14 protein-coding genes are annotated in these 19,227 nt (G+C 31.2%); 7 read left to right on the top strand and 7 right to left on the bottom strand.

What is annotated here, in order from left to right; all coding sequences use genetic code 11:
• Positions 1–36 precede the first annotated feature (36 nt).
• Entirely contained in the window at positions 37–999 is a 963-nt protein-coding gene (locus HA151_RS00260) for an aldo/keto reductase (RefSeq protein ID WP_209105585.1), read from the bottom strand.
• Positions 1,000–1,149: 150 nt separating this feature from the next.
• Here HA151_RS00260 and HA151_RS00255 point away from each other — a divergent pair, with 150 nt between their 5' ends.
• A complete protein-coding gene (locus tag HA151_RS00255) occupies positions 1,150–1,821 on the top strand; it encodes an AAA family ATPase (protein WP_209105584.1) in 672 nt (223 codons plus the stop codon).
• A 168-nt stretch (positions 1,822–1,989) separates the two neighbouring features.
• On the opposite strand, the gene argJ is transcribed toward HA151_RS00255, so the two are convergent.
• On the bottom strand, positions 1,990–3,228 hold the full coding sequence (gene argJ / locus HA151_RS00250) for a bifunctional glutamate N-acetyltransferase/amino-acid acetyltransferase ArgJ (protein WP_209105583.1): 1,239 nt from the start codon (positions 3,226–3,228) through the stop codon (positions 1,990–1,992).
• A gap of 76 nt (positions 3,229–3,304) precedes the next feature.
• Between argJ and coaE the strand changes: the two genes are divergently transcribed.
• On the top strand, positions 3,305–3,922 hold the full coding sequence (gene coaE / locus HA151_RS00245) for a dephospho-CoA kinase (RefSeq protein ID WP_209105582.1): 618 nt from the start codon (positions 3,305–3,307) through the stop codon (positions 3,920–3,922).
• Between the two features lie 3 nt (positions 3,923–3,925).
• On the opposite strand, the gene gatB is transcribed toward coaE, so the two are convergent.
• Positions 3,926–5,398 (bottom strand): Asp-tRNA(Asn)/Glu-tRNA(Gln) amidotransferase subunit GatB, encoded by a 1,473-nt coding sequence (gene gatB, locus HA151_RS00240; RefSeq protein WP_209105581.1) that lies wholly within the window; start codon positions 5,396–5,398, stop codon positions 3,926–3,928.
• A 77-nt stretch (positions 5,399–5,475) separates the two neighbouring features.
• Here gatB and thiO point away from each other — a divergent pair, with 77 nt between their 5' ends.
• Entirely contained in the window at positions 5,476–6,585 is a 1,110-nt protein-coding gene (gene thiO / locus HA151_RS00235) for a glycine oxidase ThiO (protein WP_209105580.1), read from the top strand.
• 3 nt (positions 6,586–6,588) lie between these two features.
• Here thiO and ndk read toward each other — a convergent pair whose 3' ends face one another.
• Positions 6,589–7,047 carry a nucleoside-diphosphate kinase gene (ndk, locus tag HA151_RS00230; protein ID WP_209105579.1) on the bottom strand — a complete coding sequence of 153 codons (459 nt, stop codon included), beginning with the start codon at positions 7,045–7,047 and terminating at the stop codon, positions 6,589–6,591.
• Positions 7,048–7,169: 122 nt separating this feature from the next.
• On the opposite strand from ndk, the gene speA reads away from it, so the two are divergent.
• Positions 7,170–9,116, top strand: a complete 1,947-nt coding sequence (gene speA / locus HA151_RS00225; protein WP_209105578.1) for a biosynthetic arginine decarboxylase — start codon at positions 7,170–7,172, stop codon at positions 9,114–9,116.
• Here the strand turns inward: speA and alaS are convergent.
• Positions 9,101–11,761 carry an alanine--tRNA ligase gene (gene alaS, locus HA151_RS00220; protein WP_209105577.1) on the bottom strand — a complete coding sequence of 887 codons (2,661 nt, stop codon included), beginning with the start codon at positions 11,759–11,761 and terminating at the stop codon, positions 9,101–9,103. The genes speA and alaS overlap by 16 nt on opposite strands.
• A gap of 119 nt (positions 11,762–11,880) precedes the next feature.
• Between alaS and HA151_RS00215 the strand changes: the two genes are divergently transcribed.
• Entirely contained in the window at positions 11,881–13,656 is a 1,776-nt protein-coding gene (locus HA151_RS00215) for a diflavin flavoprotein (RefSeq protein WP_209105576.1), read from the top strand.
• A 174-nt stretch (positions 13,657–13,830) separates the two neighbouring features.
• Here the strand turns inward: HA151_RS00215 and HA151_RS00210 are convergent, their stop codons facing one another.
• Positions 13,831–14,274: a hypothetical protein gene (locus HA151_RS00210; protein ID WP_209105575.1), complete on the bottom strand. Its 444-nt coding sequence runs from the start codon at positions 14,272–14,274 to the stop codon at positions 13,831–13,833.
• A 636-nt stretch (positions 14,275–14,910) separates the two neighbouring features.
• Here HA151_RS00210 and HA151_RS00205 point away from each other — a divergent pair.
• Together HA151_RS00205 and HA151_RS00200 are read left to right on the top strand one after the other, a co-directional pair.
• The gene (locus tag HA151_RS00205; protein WP_209105574.1) at positions 14,911–16,713 is read left to right on the top strand and encodes a diflavin flavoprotein; all 1,803 of its coding nucleotides are present in this window, start codon (positions 14,911–14,913) and stop codon (positions 16,711–16,713) included.
• 17 nt (positions 16,714–16,730) lie between these two features.
• Positions 16,731–17,255: an NAD(P)H-dependent oxidoreductase gene (locus HA151_RS00200; protein ID WP_209105573.1), complete on the top strand. Its 525-nt coding sequence runs from the start codon at positions 16,731–16,733 to the stop codon at positions 17,253–17,255.
• A gap of 23 nt (positions 17,256–17,278) precedes the next feature.
• On the opposite strand, the gene mrdA is transcribed toward HA151_RS00200, so the two are convergent.
• Entirely contained in the window at positions 17,279–19,066 is a 1,788-nt protein-coding gene (mrdA, locus tag HA151_RS00195; RefSeq protein ID WP_373922061.1) for a penicillin-binding protein 2, read from the bottom strand.
• Positions 19,067–19,227 lie beyond the last annotated feature (161 nt).

The following is a 19,227-nucleotide window of genomic DNA, read 5'->3' as shown; positions in this document are numbered from 1 at the left end:
TAAAAAAAAATAAGAAAACATCTAGCTAAAAATTAATTAATTACTCGAAAAAGGATTTTTCGGCATTTTTTTTAAACATTTTTTTGAAGATTCCTGAAGTACTTTAAATTCATTTTTATTTAAATTCCAATTAAATACATTCGATATATCTATGACTTGAGATTTATTGCGCATTCCAACGATTGGAATAGTTCCTTGATAACAACACCAATTAATTGCTACTTGCGCTTGGGAAACTGATCTTTGATACGCAATTCTTTTTAGACACCTCCGCAATTCATATGTTGGTTTTTTATAGTTTTCAAATAAAGCATTACGAATAAAACTTTTTTCTTTATCTTCTTCTTGATCTGGATCAATACAAAGTATTCCAAAAGACAAAGGACTATAAGCAAAGAAATCAATATTATGTTCTTCGCAAATTTTTTTTACCTGATATTGTTTTCCTAAATCGGGAGCAAGCAAAGAAAACTGTATCTGAACACTTTTTATGCTCTGATCTCTTTTGGCTAAGAAATTTATTAATTTCTTCAATCTTTTAGGGCCTATATTTGATAAGCCGATTTGAAAATCAAAGCCTTGATCTTTTAAATCGCAAAGATTATTCAAAAGCCCTAATTCCTGCCAAGGATAATATTTTGCAGTTGACCAATGTAATTGCACTATATCTAATTTGTTATTGAGTCTTTCTAAACTTTTCAAAAAAGGTTTATTAAAACCTCTTTCACCGATTCTCCAAGGATAAGGCGCAAGTTTAGTTGCTACTTGAATTCTTTTTTTCTTTGCAGAGGGAGTATTTAGTAAAAATTTGCCTATCAAAAATTCACTTCTACCCTGAAGATTCCCAGTTCCGTAAGAATCTGCAGTATCAATTAGATTAAAACCCCTTTGTAAAGCTTCATTATATGTCTCACGTAGATCATCGTCATTTTTAGATTGATAATTCCAAAAAAACTTATTCCCCCACGACCAAGTACCTAATCCAATTCTTTTCTTCACTAAACTATTTAAATAAAGCACTTTTTAAGGTTATCTAAAAATATTATCCTCTTTTAAATATTTCAAAAAATAAGTTTTAAAGCATTAAAAATCAATTTCTCTTGACATTAAGAAATTATTCTCCAAAGTAAGAGAAATAAAAAGAAAAAATTGTTCATTACCGTTTGCGGACAAAAAGGGGGTGTGGCGAAGACCTGCACAAGTATTCACCTAGCTAGTGTTTGGCATTCTGAAGGTAAAAAAGTTTGCATAGTAGATGCCGATAAGAATAGATCTGCATTAGCTTACTCATCAAGAGGCAATCTTCCATTTCCAGTTTTCCCAGTCAGTTCAGCTGCTAAAGCATCAAGATCATCAGAAATCGTAATAACTGATGGACAGGCTAGCAGTGATCAAGAAGAACTTAAACACTTAGCATATGGTTCAGATTTAGTTATCTTACCTACAACTGCAAAAGCGAGATCAGTAGAATTAACTGTTGAACTAGCTAATTTATTAAGCAACTTAAAAGTAAACCATGCTGTAGTGATAGTAAAAGTTGATTTTAGACAGCAAAAAGCAGCGCAACAAGCCAAAGCAGCTCTAGAAAATTTTGGTTTATATGTATTTGATACATTTATACCCTTACTTTCAGCTTTTGATAAAGCAGAAGCCGCGGGTAATGCTGTATTTGAAGCTGTAGACGATTTAGGTAGATCAGATCCTCGTCGAATGACGGGCTGGTCTGCTTATTGTTCAATTGCCTCACAAATTCCATGCCTGATTTCGAAGCCCTCATCCGACACCAACAACTTAAACAACCAACAACCAATCAGCGCTTAAAAGTAGTTGATTCTTCTGATTTTGAAGAAGAAAAAAGTGAAGAAACAAAAATTCCACAATCTAGATTATTAGTTAATTTTTTTGGAGGTTTGATAGGTTCTGTAATTGGAACTTTAACAATACTGTTTCTTTGTATAAATGAATATATACCAATGGATTTACTAAGGCTTAAGTAGTATATTCACTATTTATTTCAACATACTTTTTAGAAAGATCGCATCCCCAAGCTGCACCTTCCGATTCGCCAGAATTGAGGTTAATCATAATTTTTACAATATCATCAACTAAATATCTACCTTTCATTCTGGATTCAATGTAATCTGTGACTTTTTGTGGATCAAATTTATTTAACTTTCCCTTTTCCAAAATCTGATAATTACCTATATACAAATCAACGTAATTTAAGTTGAATTTAACTCCAGCATTACCTGCAGCGGAAATGATTCTTCCCCAATTAGGATCACAGCCATGGATCGCAGTTTTTACCAATGCGGAATTACAAATAGATTTAGCAACCATAATTGCATCATCAGTATTTTTTGCCCCTTGAACTAAAACTTCTAATAAGCAATTTGCTCCCTCTCCATCCCTTGCAATATTTTTTGCCAAATTTTGACACACAATATCAATCCCTTTTTGGATTATTGGAAAAAATCTTTTGTCAATTTTCTCTCCTGAATTTATTCCAACAAAAGAATCGTTTGTGCTTGTCTCTCCATCAACTGATATTGCATTAAAAGATTTTTTAACAGCAATAGCAATCATATTATCCCATTCTTCTTTTTCAATACCCGCGTCACAGGTTAGAAAAGCAAGCATTGTAGCCATATTGGGATAAATCATTCCTGAACCTTTTGCAAATCCTGCTATTTTTATTTTTCTACCTTGAATAATCGTCTCTATTGACACTTTTTTCAAAGTCAAATCAGTAGTCAAAATTGCTTCTGCTGCATTTTCAAAATTATTATCCTTTAAATCACTAACTAAATTCGGTAGATTTTTTACTAAATCATTTATTTGTATTGGAACACCAATTACACCAGTTGAGCACATTAAAACTTCTTCTTCTTTTATTCCTAAAAGTTCCGCAATCTTTCCTGTAGCAATTTGAAAATGTTGAATGCCAAGACTTCCTGTACAGGCATTTGCTTGACCAGAATTAATTAGTATTGCTCTTACAAAACCTGAAGTTGTTTTAATCCTTTCCTCACAAATATCCACACAAGAAGCGCGGACTACTGATTGAGTAAACATCCCACTAAAAATACTTCCTTCTGGAGCGAGGATTAGTGCTAAATCTTTTTTATTAGAAGCTTTTAAACCAGCAGATATCCCAGCAAAAAGAAACCCCTTAGGTGTTACCTTACTGTCATCAACAAACGACCAATTGGAATCTAACTGGCTCAAACTTTTTGGTATTTTAATTCATACTAACTACTCTTTAATACTAAAGAAACTAAGTAATTAGATTATTATTAATTATATGGATATTCTTCAAAAATTAAAAAACAACCAAAGAAGAATTGGTTTAACAGGAGGTATTGCAAGTGGGAAGACAACCATAACTAATTACATTAGAAAAAATAAAAACCTACCAATATTAGATGCAGATCATTTTTCAAGAGAATTAATCAAACCAAATACATATGGATATAAGAAAATTTTAAATTATTTTGGAAATAAAATTATTGATAATAAAAGCAATTCAGAAAGGGAAATAAACAGAAAACTTTTAAGGAACATTATTTTTAAACATTCAGCAAGCAAGGAATGGATTGAAAAACTGCTTCACCCCTTAATTAAAGAAAGAATGATAGAAGAATGCAGTCAATACAGAAATAATCAAACTATAATATTGGTTATTCCATTATTATTTGAAGCAAAATTTGAAGATATTTGCACTGAAATATGGTTAGTTAAATGTCCTAAAGAACTACAAAAAAAAAGACTTACCACAAGAGATAAAATTAGCGAAAAAGAGGCATATGAATTGATAAATTGTCAATTAAGTTTTGAAGAAAAAAGAAAATTTTCAGATATTATTTTAGATAATTCAGATGATGAAAATAAATGGATCAATACGATAAAAGAGCTTCTTTAAACTTTAGCTATTCAATTTTTCCATAAGAAGTTTATTTGCAAGTTTCGGGTCAGCTTTACCTTTTGTTCTTTTCATAAGTTGACCAACAAAAAAACCAAGTAACTTAGTTTTGCCATTTTTAAATGCTTGAACTTCATTTGGATGTTCATTTATCAGTTCATCAATTATTGGTAAAATACTTGAAGAATCAGATATCATTGCCAACCCTTTTTCTTCGACTAATTTTTTCGGAGGAATATTTTTTTGAATAAGTTCAGGTAAAATTTCTTTTGCAATTTTTCCACTTATAATATTTTTTGAAATCATGTTTATCATTTCAGCAAGATTTTCAGGACTAAGCTTTAATTGACTAAAACTTAGTTTGTTTGATTTTAAATAGCCCACAATATCACTTGTTACCCAATTTGAAGCTAGTTTGGCCTCAGCACCATTTGCTACTGTTTCTTCAAAAAAGTTTGCCATGGTTATTTCATCAGAAATTACCCTTGCATCATATGCAGACAACCCAAATTGACTTACGTATTTATTTCTTTTTTTTGAAGGTAATTCTGGTAGTTCTTTAAACCATATTTCTTGTTGGGCTTTTGTTATTTCAATTGGACCTAAGTCAGGATCAGGAAAATATCTATAGTCACTGCTACCTTCTTTTAATCTCATACTTTTCGTTAATTGCTTAGCTTCATCCCATAACCTTGTTTCTTGAACAATTTTCCCTCCATTTTCATAAACTTCTATTTGTCTGGCTATTTCATAATCACAAGCCTTTTGAATTGCAGAAAATGAATTCATGTTTTTTATTTCCACTTTGGTACCAAAAGGAGCATTAGGTCCTTTTCTAACTGAAATATTGACATCACAGCGTAATGAACCCTCTTGCATATTTCCGTCTGATACCCCTAGATACCTAACTGTTCTTCTAATCTCTGAAGCATATTCAGATGCCTCTTTACCTGATCTAATATCTGGTTTACTTACAATCTCACAAAGCGCTATTCCGGCACGATTGTAATCAACTAAAGAATACTTAGAGCCAGCTAATCTATCACTTCCTGAATGGACTAGTTTTCCGGCGTCTTCTTCCATATGTAGCCTTTCTATACCAATTTTTTTGATATAAGGATCTTTGTCATTTTCAATTATTTCAACCTCTAACCAACCATTTTCAGCTAATGGCTCATCAAATTGTGAAATTTGATAATTTTTAGGCAGATCAGGATAAAAATATTGTTTTCTATCAAATTTACAATGTTCTGCAACGTTTAAATTTAATGCTAACGAAGTTTTTACAGCATACTCAAGAACAGTCTCATTCAAAACTGGAAGGGTTCCTGGTAACCCACAAACTACAGGATCTATATGCGTATTAGGTGCATCACCAAAAGCTGTTGACGCAGATGTGAATATTTTACTTTTCGTATTAAGCTGTACATGAGTTTCCAAACCAATCACAGCTTCCCAAGAATCCAAATTGTTCATTATCAAAAGTCTCTTTATTAATATTATTGGATATAAAGGAAAAGAGGACCAAAACACAAAAAAATATTAATTTTTAAATGTCACAAGAAACCAAAAATTCAATATTAATCATTGGGGGTGGACTTTTGGGTTTATCTATTGCTTATGAATTTTCTAGAAATAACTTCAAAGTTTTAGTTTTAAGCAAAAACAGAAATGAATCAGCTGGATTTGTTGCTGCAGGAATGTTAGCTACTCATGCCGAAGGGCTCGAAGATGAATTACTAAAATTTGGCCAAGAAAGTCAAAATCTAATTCCAAAGTGGATAAAAAGTATAGAACAAGATAGTAATATTAAATGCGGTTTAAGAAAATGTGGCATAGTAGTTCCATTTAAAAACAAAGAAGATCTTGAAGAGTTTCCCACTTATGAATATGGAAAATATTTAAATCACAAAGATCTTCAAACAGAAATTAATGGAATGAATTCTATTTGGAAACATGGTTTACTTTTTGAACAAGATGGGCAAATAGATAACCGAAGAAGATTGATGCGTGCTCTTGAGAGAGCATGCTCCTTGCATGGAGTCGAATTTCAAGAGGGATCAGAAGTAGAAGATTTGACATTCGAAAAAAACAAAGTTATAGGTGCAACAGTTGTATGTGCCACTGGGGAAATAAAAAAAATTAACTGCGAAAAAGCAATTATATGCAGCGGTGCTTGGAGTAAAAAAATTTTTAATAAAATTCCAGTCTTTCCTGTAAAGGGACAAATGCTATCAATACAAGGTCCAGCAAATTTTTTGAAAAGAGTTATTTTTGGTCCAAAAACTTATCTAGTTCCCCGTGATGATGGCCTTATTATAGTTGGAGCGACAGTTGAAAAAGATTCAAAATTTAATCAGGGTAATACTCCTAATGGAATAAAACAATTGCAAGAAGGCATTCTCACCTTATTACCAGAAGCTATTAATTGGCCACAAATGGAACATTGGTGGGGATTTAGACCTTGCACACCAGATCTAAAACCAATAATTGGAAAATCAAAAATTGAAAATCTTTTTATAGCTACAGGACATTACAGAAATGGAGTTTTATTTTCTGCAATAACAAGTGATCTTCTTTTGAAAATAGTTCAAAATAAAAATCTCAAAGAAATAGAAAAAAACTTTTTAGAAAAATTTAGTTTAGATAGATTTGCGATTTAAATTTTAATTTTCAGATCGCCATTTCGAATCAGAAGTTTCCCACTCACATAATTCCTCTTCGTTAAACCATAGATCAATTTCAAATTTTGCTGTATCTTCTCCATCAGAACCATGAATAATATTCCTCCCAATATCAATAGCTAAGTCACCTCTAATTGTTCCAGGCTCTGCTTCCAGAGGTTTTGTTGCCCCTATTAGTTTTCTAGCACTCAAAATTACTCCTTCGCCTTCCCACACCATTGCTACAACAGGCCCACTTGAAATAAAGTCTACTAAATCATCAAAAAAGGGTCTTTCTCTATGTACTCCATAATGATTTTGAGCAATTTCTTTTGAAGGAATTAATTGCTTTAATCCAACCAATTTAAATCCTTTTTTTTCAAATCTGCCAATAATCTCAGAAACATATCCTCTTTGAACTCCATCTGGTTTAATTGCAATAAAAGTTCTCTCTTTGGTCATTTAGTTAATAATCACTCTATGTATATTCAACTTTTGGGTGGTAACTTGGCAAGTAATCATTAAAATAAAAGATATTGTTTTGAGTTATTTTCAAAAACATTTATTAATCACTAAGACATAAATTGACCAATTTTGAGCCGAAAAAATTAAAGAATATTTGGACTATTGAAGATAGTATTTCGACTTATAACATAGACAAATGGGGAGATAAATATTTTTCTATAAATTCCAAAGGAAATATATCAGTAACTAAAGATATGAAATCTGAAAATAAGATTGATCTTTTTAAGCTTGTCAAAGAACTCAAGAGTAGAGAAATAAATCCTCCATTAATAATCAGATTTAATGATATCTTGAAAGATCGCATAAATGCATTACATGACTCTTTTTTAAAAGCAATAAAAACCTATAAATATGAGAACATTTATCAAGGCGTTTTTCCTGTCAAATGTAATCAACAGAAAAATGTCCTAGAAAAGATAATAGAGTTTGGTAGCCAATGGAATTTTGGTTTAGAAGTAGGAAGTAAATCAGAACTATTAATTGGCCTTGCACTTCTTGAAAACCAAAATGCATTATTAATATGCAACGGATATAAAGATAAAAAATATATTGAGATTGCTACTTTGGCAAGAAAACTCGGTAAAAATCCAATAATAGTTATTGAACAACGAGATGAGGTAAGAAGAATTATTCAAGCAGTTCAGGAACTTAACGCAACTCCATTGATAGGAATTAGAGCAAAGTTATCAAGTAAAAGTAGTGGTAGGTGGAGTAAATCTATTGGAGATAATTCCAAATTTGGATTATCAATCCCAGAAATTATGTTGACGATAAAAGAACTAAAAGAAGCAAATCTTATCAACGAAATGAAATTGCTCCATTTTCATATAGGCAGTCAAATAAGTGATATTGCTGTAATCAAAGACGCATTACAAGAAGCGAGTCAAATATATGTTGAACTATGCAAACTAGGAGCTCCAATGCAATATATCGACGTTGGGGGAGGATTAGGAATAGATTTTGATGGAACTAAAACCTCCTCAAACACCTCCACTAATTATTCTCTTCAAAATTATGCGAACGATGTAATTGCAACTATTAAGGATTCATGTGAATTAAATAATATCAAGCATCCAACCATAATCTCAGAAAGTGGAAGAGCAATAATTAGTCATTGTTCAGTTTTAATTTTTAATGTCCTAGGAACAAGCAATGTCAGTTCCAAACTACAAATTTTTGATAAAAAAAATCAACAATTAATAATTTCAAATTTACTTGAAACTTACTATGAATTAAAAAAACTTAAAAATAAAAAAATAAATTTATCTCAAATAATTGAACTATGGAATGATGCAAAAAAGTTTAAAGAAGATTGCTTAGTCGCTTTTAGATTAGGATTTTTAAGTTTGGCAGAAAGAGCTTATGCCGAAGAACTTACTTGGGCTTGCGCAAAAGAAATTTCTAATAACCTGAATAATGATGAAATCAATCACCCTAATTTATCTGAAATTACAGAAACTCTTGCATCAACTTATTATGCAAATTTATCTATCTTTAAATCTATTCCCGATAGCTGGGCAATAAATCAGATTTTTCCAATTGTACCAATACATAGGCACTTAGAGGAGCCGTTCTGCAAAGGCAACTTTGCAGATTTAACCTGTGATTCAGATGGGAAACTAAATAATTTTATTGATGATGGAAAAATTAAATCATTACTAAATTTACATAAGCCAGAGGCAGATAAAGATTATTTAATTGGAATTTTTATGACTGGAGCCTATCAAGAAGCATTAGGAAACTTGCACAATTTATTTGGAAGTACAAACGTTGTTCATATAGACATAAATCAAGATGATTCATATAAGGTCAAAAATATTATTAAAGAGGAAAGTAAATCTGAAATTTTACAATTATTAGATTACAGTTCAGCTTCTTTGGTTGAATCTATAAGACTTAATACTGAATCAGCAATTGATCAAAAAAAATTAACTATTGAAGAAGCAAGGAAATTAATAGATCAAATCGAAATTAGTCTCAGAAAAAGTAGTTATTTATCAGAATGACTATCTAATTTTTTTTGTAAATGATTTTTAGCATAATCTAGAGCATCACTTAACTTATCAATATCTTTAGCACCTGCTTGAGCAAAGTTAGGCTTTCCTCCTCCACCTCCCGAACACATTCTTGCAATCTCATCAATTAATTTACCTGCATGCAATCCTATTTTTACTACATCATCACCTAAAGAAACTACAAATAACAACTTTCTATTTTCTGGATTTGGTATTCCCCCAAGAATCACTATTGCTTTGTTACCTAAATGAGAAGTTAAATTAAGTGCTGCAGATTGCAAAGAATTACCATCTAAGCCATCAATCTGATTTACTAAAATTGAAAAAGAATTTACTATTTCTGCGGATGATTTTATAGAAGAGTATTTAAAATATGCAATTTCATCTTTCATTTTTTGTATCTCTTTGTTCTTATTAATAAGCTCTACTTGCAAATTATTAACCCTTTCAAAAAGTTGGTTAGGATTTGCTTTTAACAAATCACTTAGTTGATTTACTAAAGCATTTCTATCACTGAAAAAGTCTAATGCTGATTGGCCTGATAATGCTTCGATCCTTCTTACTCCAGCTGAGATTCCTTCTTCACTAATTATTTTGAAAGAACCTAATTCGGATGTCGTTAGAACATGAGTGCCACCACAAAGTTCCATTGAAACTCCTGGTACATTAACAACGCGCACTTCATCATCATATTTTTCTCCAAACATGGCGACTGCGCCCTTTTCAAGAGCCTCACTCTTAGACATATTTTTTATTTCTAGGGCATGGTTTTCCATAATCCAAGAGTTAACTAAAGTCTCAATCTTAGAAATTTGATCTTTAGAAATAGGATTAGAGGAATTAAAGTCAAATCGTAATTTATTAAAGGCTACTAATGAACCTTTTTGTCCAACACTTTCATTAACAACTGATTTAAGTGCAGATTGTAATAAATGAGTAGCTGTATGATTTGCAGAAGCCTTAGCTCTATTAGAGGGGCTAACATTAGTCGTAACTTTTTGTCCAATAGTTAATATTCCTTTTTTAATCTTTCCATAATGTAAAAAAACATTTTTCTTTCGAATAACATTATCTACCAAGACCTCTACATCTTTTGAAAATATCGTTCCAATATCACCAACTTGTCCGCCAGATTCTCCATAAAAAGATGTCTGATCAAGAACAATTAAAACTTTCTGACCTTCACTTGCTTGCTTAACTAATGTTGAATCCAGGAATATACCCTTGATTTCAGCTTCCGAAAGGAGTGAATTATAACCATTAAAAACAGTTTTGCTAAAAAGATCTATTTCTCGCTCTAATGATCCCTCTAACGTTAAATCAATATTACTTGAAGCGGCTTTAGCTCTCTCTTTTTGTCCATTCATTTCTTCTTCAAAACCCTTTACATCAACGCTGATATTATTTTCTTCGGCAATTTCTACAGTAAGTTCTAGAGGAAATCCATAAGTATCATAAAGTTCAAAAGCTTTAAAACCAGAAATTAATTTCTGCCCTGAAGAAATTAACTCATCTAGCAATTTCTCTCCTCTTTCAAGAGTTTCCCTAAATCTTATTTCTTCAATTTTTATCTCATTCAAAATTAAATCAATATTATTTTTTAAATCAGGATAATTATTTTGCATTAAATTGATCCCGACAGTAGCAATATGAGGTAAAAATTCATTTGTTATACCTAATAATCTGCCATGTCTGACCATTCTTCTAATAAGCCTCCTTAATATATATCCCCTACCGAGATTACTTGCTGCTACTCCATCAGAAATTAAATGAATAACAGCTCTTGTATGATCACCAATGATTTTTAAAGAAATTTTGTTTTTATCATCTGAAGAAAAATAATCAATATTTGCAATCTCACAAATTTTTTGAATAATAGGAAAAATTAAATCTGTCTCATAATTATTTTGCTTTTTTTGTAGTATTTGAGCCATCCTTTCAAGACCCATTCCTGTATCAATATTTTTAAATTTTAAATCTGTCAATTTTCCATTAGGATCACGATTATATTGCATAAAAACAAGATTATAAAATTCAATAAAACGATCTCCATCTTCTAAATCAATATTCTTCAGACCCTTTTCAGGATGAAAATCATAATAAAGTTCTGAACAAGGTCCACATGGACCTGTTTTGCCAGATGACCAAAAATTATCTTCCTCACCTAGTTTTACTATCCGATCTGGATGAATGCCAATCTCATCTCTCCAAATTTTTGCAGACTCATCGTCTTCGTGAAAAACACTCACAATTATATTTTCAACAGAAAGTTGATAAATATTAGTAACTAATTCCCAAGCCCATTGAATAGCCTCTCGTTTAAAATAATCACCAAAAGAGAAATTACCAAGCATTTCAAAAAAAGTATGATGTCTAGCTGTAACTCCAACATTTTCTATATCGTTTGTTCTGATGCACTTTTGGCTAGATGTAGCCCTTTTTGATGGTCTTTCTTTTAAACCTAAAAAAACTGGTTTAAAAGGTAGCATTCCAGCAATTGTGAGCATAACCGTAGGGTCATCTGGAATCAAAGATGCACTTGGAATGATTTTATGTAATTTTTCACTGTAAAATTTTAAAAAAGCATTTCTTATCTCATCTCCAGTAACTATTTTTTTAATAAGTTGAGATGTCATTTATCCAGAATAAGAAGATTAAAAATTAAATAAAAGCGTAATTTCGGTTATTTCGCAAAAATAATCACGCGAATTTATATTCTATATAACTAAAGTTAATTTATAAAGCTAATTATTCTATGATAGCCTCTGCCCAGACAAGTAATTCTAAATTGGCAAAAACTAATAACAAGTTGTCGGTTCAATCTCAAAACTTTGCTGATGATTCTTGTGCCATAAGATCTTTGGATTGGGATCGTAGTAGATTTGATATTGAATTTGGTTTAAGAAATGGAACTACTTACAATAGTTTTATTATTAAAGGCGAGAAACTAGCAATTATTGATACTAGTCACGCAAAGTTCGAAGAATTATGGTTTAAAGAATTACTGAAAAATGTAAATCCACAAGAAGTTAATTATCTAATTACAAGCCATACAGAACCTGATCATTCTGGTTTAATAGGTAATCTTTTAGAATTAAATCAAAATATCACAGTCGTAGGATCCAAATTAGCTCTTAAATTTATTGAAGATCAAATACATATTCCCTTTAAACGTCTAGAGGTTAAGAGTGGAGAGTTTTTAAATCTCGGAACTAATCCTAATAGCGGTTTAGAGCATAATATTGAATTTATAAGCGCCCCAAATTTACACTGGCCAGATACAATTTTTTCATATGACCACAGCACTCAAGTTCTGTACACATGTGATGCATTTGGACTCCATTATTGTTCTGATGAATTTTATGATGCTGATCAAAAAGAAATATATGATGATTTTCGTTTTTATTACGATTGCCTAATGGGTCCAAACGCTAGAAGTGTTCTGCAGGCAATTAAAAGAATAGATAAGCTACCTGAATTAAAAACAATAGCTGTAGGTCATGGGCCTTTACTTCAAAATCAAGTCAATTTTTGGAAAGGAAAATATCTAGAATGGAGTAGCAATAAAAGCAAAGGTAATGATTTTGTATCAGTCTGCTATATAAGCGACTATGGTTATTGTGATCGACTAAGTCAGGCGATCTCTCATGGAATAAGTAAAGCAGATGCACAGGTTCAATTAATTGATTTAAGATCTTCCGACCCTCAAGAATTAACAAGTTTAATTTCGGAATCCAAAGCAGTAGTAATCCCCACTTGGCCAGTAAATTCAGATAATGAATTAAAAGAATCTTTTGGTACTTTATTTGCAGCACTAAAATCAAAACAATTTACAGCTGTCTATGATGCGTTTGGTGGCAATGATGAGCCAATAGATTCCTTAGCTAATAAATTAAGAGAACTTGGTCAAAAAGAAGCTTTCTCTCCTTTAAGAGTTAAAAACATTCCAGATCCTATTATTTATCAACAATTCGAAGAAGCCGGAACTGACTTGGGTCAATTGATAAATAAGAAGAAAAATATAGCTTCAATGAAGAGTCTGGATTCAAATTTAGATAAAGCTTTAGGTAGGTTAAGTGGGGGATTATATGTAGTTACAGCTAGCCAAGGAGAAGGTTCGACATTTAGACAAAGTGCAATGGTTGCAAGTTGGGTCAGTCAAGCAAGTTTTTCTCCTCCAGGTATTACAGTTGCGGTTGCAAAAGATAGAGCTATTGAATCATTTATGCAAGTTGGGAAAGGATTTGTTGTAAATATCTTGCGAGAAGACAACTATCAAAAAATGTTTAGACATTTTTTAAAGAGATTTGCTCCTGGAGCTGATAGATTTGCAGATGTAGATGTAATTAAAAACATTGCAATCGGTGGACCTGTTCTATCAGATTCACTCGCTTTTTTAGATTGCAAAGTTAGTTCAAGATTAGAAACTCCTGATCATTGGATAATATACGGAATTGTTGAAAATGGTAATGTATCAGACTTATCATGCAAAACCGCTGTTCATCATAGAAAAGTTGGTAATCACTATTGACCAGTCTTTGGACTTAGAGTATTTATAAACCGTTGGTATCAATACAATCAGATAGAAAAAATATACTTTGAAATCCAGTTGAAGAAAATATAGATTGAAGTTATAACTAGGTTTTTTTGATTTATAGTTTAAAATCCGTTGAAAATTGGCCCCCATATTAAATGAAAACCATAATTATTGACATTCGGCATTTCCAATTCCTGCACCTAAAACTGCACCTAAAGGAATACTCCAGCTATATGCATCACTTTTTGATAAAGATGCTGCAATTCCACCACCGATTAATCCACCTAAAGCTGTACTTCCAGTGCATTTTGGAGCAGGTTTATATTTCACATACGCAGTTTGTGGTTCAGTCTTATGATGATAATGGTTAAATACCTTGCGATGACTATTGCATGGGATAGAAACTTTCTCACTATAAGATTTGACATAGCCTGGAGACGTTGAAGTACCTGGAATATATTTTTCCCTATATTCATAACTGAAGCACTTGTTCTCATATGCGTATCCTTTTTGTGACTCATATGCTTCTTGATAAATGTGATCTCCAATGCTCTCATGAGCATTAACTGGAAAAGAAGCGCCTAATATAAGAGTTGTGATAAGAATTTTCATTTTAAAAATTAAGATATTTTCAACAACTCACTCACACATCTAAAGAATAAATTATTTGATTAAAGTTTAAAGTCCAAATATTATTCTTTGCCAACTGTCACATGTGACAATTAAATAACATTCCTTTACCTGCATCCACGGAAAAGAAATATCTGTAATATTGTAAATACGTGTGTAGGAGTGGTTTACTAAAATAGTGGTAACAAGGAAACACTAGATTTAGTAAATCTATTAAAGGATCTCTAGTTATAGGGATCCTTTTTTATGTATAAATAAAATTTAAACAAAAATTAGAGAATCTTTTTTCATCTTCAAGTCTTTTATCCCTTACTGAAAACAATGTAGAAGAGTCCCTTTGGAATCCCTTTTTTATATTCTAGCTATATGGATAGTGATAATAATAAAAAATCCGAAACAGGAATACTCTAGTGAAGGTATTGAAAATTAATAGTACGACATGGAAAACGTACAAGCAATATAAACGTATTAGCTACTTTGTAGGTATAATTTACTGATATTAAACGATTTTAAAAAGAATTTCATGTGCAGGTCGATAGTTGAATCTTCATTAAAGATAAATATGACGTCAATCATAAGCATGCCTACCACAAATTAAAACTAAAAATAAATTTTAAAATGTCAGAAATTAATAAAAACTTACTTTCAAAAAATCAAAAATTATCAAAATTTGAAATTACCGAAAATATTATTTGCATCAGATTTCTAGATCAAAATAAAGAAAGATTTGAACTTGAGTTTAGTCTTGAACAAGGGTCCTCTTTTAATACTTTTTTAATGAGAAGTAATGAGGAACTTTTTATTATTCATCCTCCTGAAAAACAATATTTAGATAAATTTTTTGAGGAAATATCTAGTTTTTATGGTCAATTCAAATTACATAAAATCAATATAATTACTGGTCATATTAATCCACAAATCATAGAAACCATAAAAAAAATTAGTACGCATTTTCAAAACTTAACTATTATTTGCTCAAATCCTGGTTTTAAACTTATTACCGAACTTTGGAATCAAAGAAATCCTAACTTAAAAAACTTTATTGAAATTCAATTACCCAAATTAAAAGTAGTCAAAAAAGAACATCATTTAGAATTAGATCATATTTCACTAGATTTAATTCCTATACCAACAGCCCGTTGGCCTGGAGGCCTAATAGTATATGAAAGAAATCAAGAACTCCTTCTAAGTGAAAAGATCTTTTCAGCACACATTTCATCTAAATATTGGTCTGAAAAAAATCGATTATGTACAGAAATTGATAGAAAGCATTTTTATGATTGCCTTATGGCACCAATGTCTAATCAAGTGATAACAATAACTGAAAAAATTGCAGAGTATGATATAAAAACTATCGCACCATTACATGGTCCAGCTATTGAATACAGCTTAAAAAGCTTTCTAATTGACTACATCAGATGGGGTGAAAATCTCATAACAAATAATCCTAAAATCGTTTTAATTTATGCAAGTGCATATGGAAATACAGCATCCATTGGTGACGCATTAGCTAAAGGGATCAATAGAACTTCAGTTGAGGTAGACAGTATTAATTGTGAATTTACCCCTAATGATGTACTTGTAAAATCCATTCAAAATGCTGATGGATATTTAATAGGGTCTCCCACACTAGGGGGTCATGCTCCAACTCCTATAGTAAGTGCACTTGGAACATTGTTATCAGAGGGAAATAGAGATAAACCAGTAGGAATTTTTGGTAGTTTTGGCTGGAGCGGTGAAGCAATAGATTTACTTGAATCAAAATTGAAAGACGGTGGTTTTAAGTTTAATTTTGATCCTATAAGAATTAAATTTAGCCCTAATAAACCAAAGATTAAAGAACTAGAAGAAATAGGAACTCACTTTGGAAGAACAATCATAAAAAAAACAAAGAAAAAACCTAGAAAATCTGATACAGGAATGATAACAAGCAAAACAGATCCAAAGCTACAAGCTCTTGGAAGAGTAATTGGTTCACTTTGCGTTCTTACTGCTTCCAAAGGAAAAGATGAAAACAATATAAAAGGAGCGATGCTTGCATCATGGGTTAGTCAAGCAAGTTTTTCTCCTCCTGGATTAAGTATCGCAGTAGCAAAAGATAGATCAGTAGAATCTTTGCTTCAAATTGGAGATTCATTCGCATTAAATATTCTAAGTGAAAAAGATTTTAAAGAACCTTTGAAAAGATTTACAAGACCCTTTGCGCCTGGAGAAAATAGATTTGAAGGATTAAACATTGAATTGACTCCTAACGAACAGATAATAATTCCTGAGTCATTAGCATGGTTAGATGCTTCTGTAAAAGAGAGAATGGAATGTGGAGATCATTGGGTGATTTACGCCGAAGTGCTACACGGTAATATAGTTAAATCCGATAGTCTAACAGCAGTTCACCACCGCAAAACTGGTGCTAACTATTAAATTTGTTTATCTAATTTATGACTGAATCTAAAGATTTAATAATCATCTCAGCTAGTTGTGGGAAAAATCTAGAACTTTCTAAAAAGTTTCTTGCAAAAAGTATTGAGCTTAAAATAAATTCTGAGATATTAGATCTAACCACTCTTGACATACCTCTATTTAATCCACGAATTCATAACAAAGACAATATTCCAGTTGAAATAGAAGAAATTAAAAAAAAGCTTTTCGCAATAGAAAAGTGGGTTATTTGTGCTCCAGAATATAATGGATCTATACCTCCAATTCTCTCCAATTTCATCGCATGGCTTTCAATTTCTGGAGATGATTTTAGGAATTTATTTAATGGTCAACCAATTGCAATTGCAACATTTTCAGGGGGTATAGGATTAGAACTACTAACCTCTTTACGGATACAATTAGTCCATTTAGGTAGTCAAGTATTAGGGAGACAAATGTTGTCATCATATAGTAAACCCATAGATACCAAAACTGTTGAAGATATTATTAAAAGACTTTTACAAATGAAAAAATTAAAAACATAAACACTTAATCGTTACAATAAATATCACTTTTGTTCATTCCAAACTTTTAAAATTTGTCTGGCCATTGGAAGTGCATGTACAGAGCCTCCACCAGGTGTATTTTGAGCAAAAGCAACCACTAGCAGCTCACTCTTTTCAGAGGGAGTAAAGCAAACGAACCAAGCATGATCTAATCCGCCTTCACCATCTTCAGCAGTTCCAGTTTTACCTGAAACTGGAGGTAAATTTGAAACCCCATAGTTAATTGATACACCAGTACCTGACTCAACTACTTTTCTAAGACCTCGTTTTATCAACTCAATATTTTTTGGATCTAAATCTAATTTAATACGTTTTTTATCTGAAAAATATTCCCCATCATTTTTAGCTAAATGAGGAGTAACTAAATATCCTCCGTTTGCTATGGCAGCATATGCTCTAGCAATTTGAATAGGAGTAACTTGGACAACAAATTGGCCAATAGACATACTTGCAATATCTTCTGGAACCCAAGGAGTTCTACCTGGTTTGCCCCATCCTCTACCTTCATTAGCCCATTTACTATTAGCTATGAATCCTACATTTTCTTGTTCAGAAATTTCAATGCCAGAAAAAGAATTAAAACCAAGTTTTCTAGATATCTCGTAAATTTTATCGACTCCTACACCATATCCGACTTGATAAAAGAATGTATTACTTGAAACTCGTAAAGCATCTTCATAACCTATAACACCAAAACCTAAATCATTGTGTTCGCGAAAACATTGACTCCCATAAGTGATACATGGTTTTGTCTCTAACAAAGTATTACTAGGAAATATACCACTTTCTAAGCCAGCTAAAGCTGTTACTATTTTCCAAACACTTCCTGGATCATAAGCATTTAATGCCCTATTAAAAAGAGGTTTATCAGGAGAATCAAAAAGCTCATTATATTCTTTTTGAGGCTTAAAATCCTTTGAAAAAAAATTCAAATCGAAAGTCGGTTTACTGGCCATTGCTCTTATTGCACCATCTCTAGGATCCATCACAATTATTGCTCCAGCTTTTTTATTTTTAAGTGCTTCCTCAGCAACTAATTGCAAATTCATATCAATTGTCAATTCAATATCATTACCTTGTAATGGAGGTTTAATACCCAATGATTTTTGAAATTTCCCTAAAGAATTTACTTCAATCATTTCTCCACCCCATTCACCCCTTATAAAGTCTTCGTAAACATATTCAATTCCAGTTCTTCCTATTAAATCATTAAATTTATAACCCTTTTTGGATAAAAAACTATATTCTGAATCTGTGATTGGCTGAGTATACCCAATAACATGTGCAGCAACTGATTTATAAGGATAATTTCTAATTAATTTCGAAGCTATTTCAAAACTAAGTAGATTATCTTCATTTTCTTTAAATTTTATTAATTGATCCACATTTAAATCTTCAAGAATAGTTACTGAAAGTTTTTGATTTTTTAAACCATTAAAAAATTTTTTTTGTATTAAATTACTATCAACTTTTAATAAATCAGAGATTAGTAATTTATGTTTTTCCCAATTGCTTTGATTTACAGATTGAGGCTTAATTATTAAAGAATATTTAACTCTACTATCGGCTAAAATATAACCATTTTTATCAAGTATTCTTCCCCGTATTGGTTGAGCAGCAATGAGCCTAATCCTATTTTCATCAGACATTGTTTTAAAAGATTCATGATTTAATAGCTGTAAAAAAATTAACCTTAATAAAATCAACAAAAACGAAATAGAAGAAAAAATTAGTAAGACTAAAGGTTGCCTTTTTAATGAAATAATTTTTTTATTAGAGTTATTTTTTATCAAAAATTTTAAAATTATTTAGATATCTTTTTTTCCAGTAAAGAAATGGTTTCCCTTATCTCTTTTAGAACAGTAATTAAATGTTTATAGTCACTTTCTTCAGTATTCAGTGTGAACTCATCATTTTTAATATAATTTGAAGTAAAATTTTCATTCATAAA

Source organism: Prochlorococcus marinus XMU1419, from assembly GCF_017695955.1.
In the GTDB taxonomy this organism is placed as follows: domain Bacteria; phylum Cyanobacteriota; class Cyanobacteriia; order PCC-6307; family Cyanobiaceae; genus Prochlorococcus_A; species Prochlorococcus_A marinus_AD.
The sequence above is the reverse complement of the archived record's forward strand: the minus strand, read 5'-3'. Positions and strand labels throughout refer to the sequence as shown.

Bases quoted from the DNA above. Each gene is read 5' to 3' on its own strand.
- thiO (WP_209105580.1), top strand. From the start codon at position 5,476: ATGTCACAAGAAACCAAAAATTCAATATTAATCATTGGGGGTGGACTT.
- HA151_RS00215 (WP_209105576.1), top strand. From the start codon at position 11,881: ATGATAGCCTCTGCCCAGACAAGTAATTCTAAATTGGCAAAAACTAAT.
- HA151_RS00210 (WP_209105575.1), bottom strand. From the start codon at position 14,274: ATGAAAATTCTTATCACAACTCTTATATTAGGCGCTTCTTTTCCAGTT.
- coaE (WP_209105582.1), top strand. From the start codon at position 3,305: ATGGATATTCTTCAAAAATTAAAAAACAACCAAAGAAGAATTGGTTTA.
- HA151_RS00200 (WP_209105573.1), top strand. From the start codon at position 16,731: ATGACTGAATCTAAAGATTTAATAATCATCTCAGCTAGTTGTGGGAAA.
- alaS (WP_209105577.1), bottom strand. From the start codon at position 11,761: ATGACATCTCAACTTATTAAAAAAATAGTTACTGGAGATGAGATAAGA.
- gatB (WP_209105581.1), bottom strand. From the start codon at position 5,398: ATGAACAATTTGGATTCTTGGGAAGCTGTGATTGGTTTGGAAACTCAT.
- HA151_RS00205 (WP_209105574.1), top strand. From the start codon at position 14,911: ATGTCAGAAATTAATAAAAACTTACTTTCAAAAAATCAAAAATTATCA.
- ndk (WP_209105579.1), bottom strand. From the start codon at position 7,047: ATGACCAAAGAGAGAACTTTTATTGCAATTAAACCAGATGGAGTTCAA.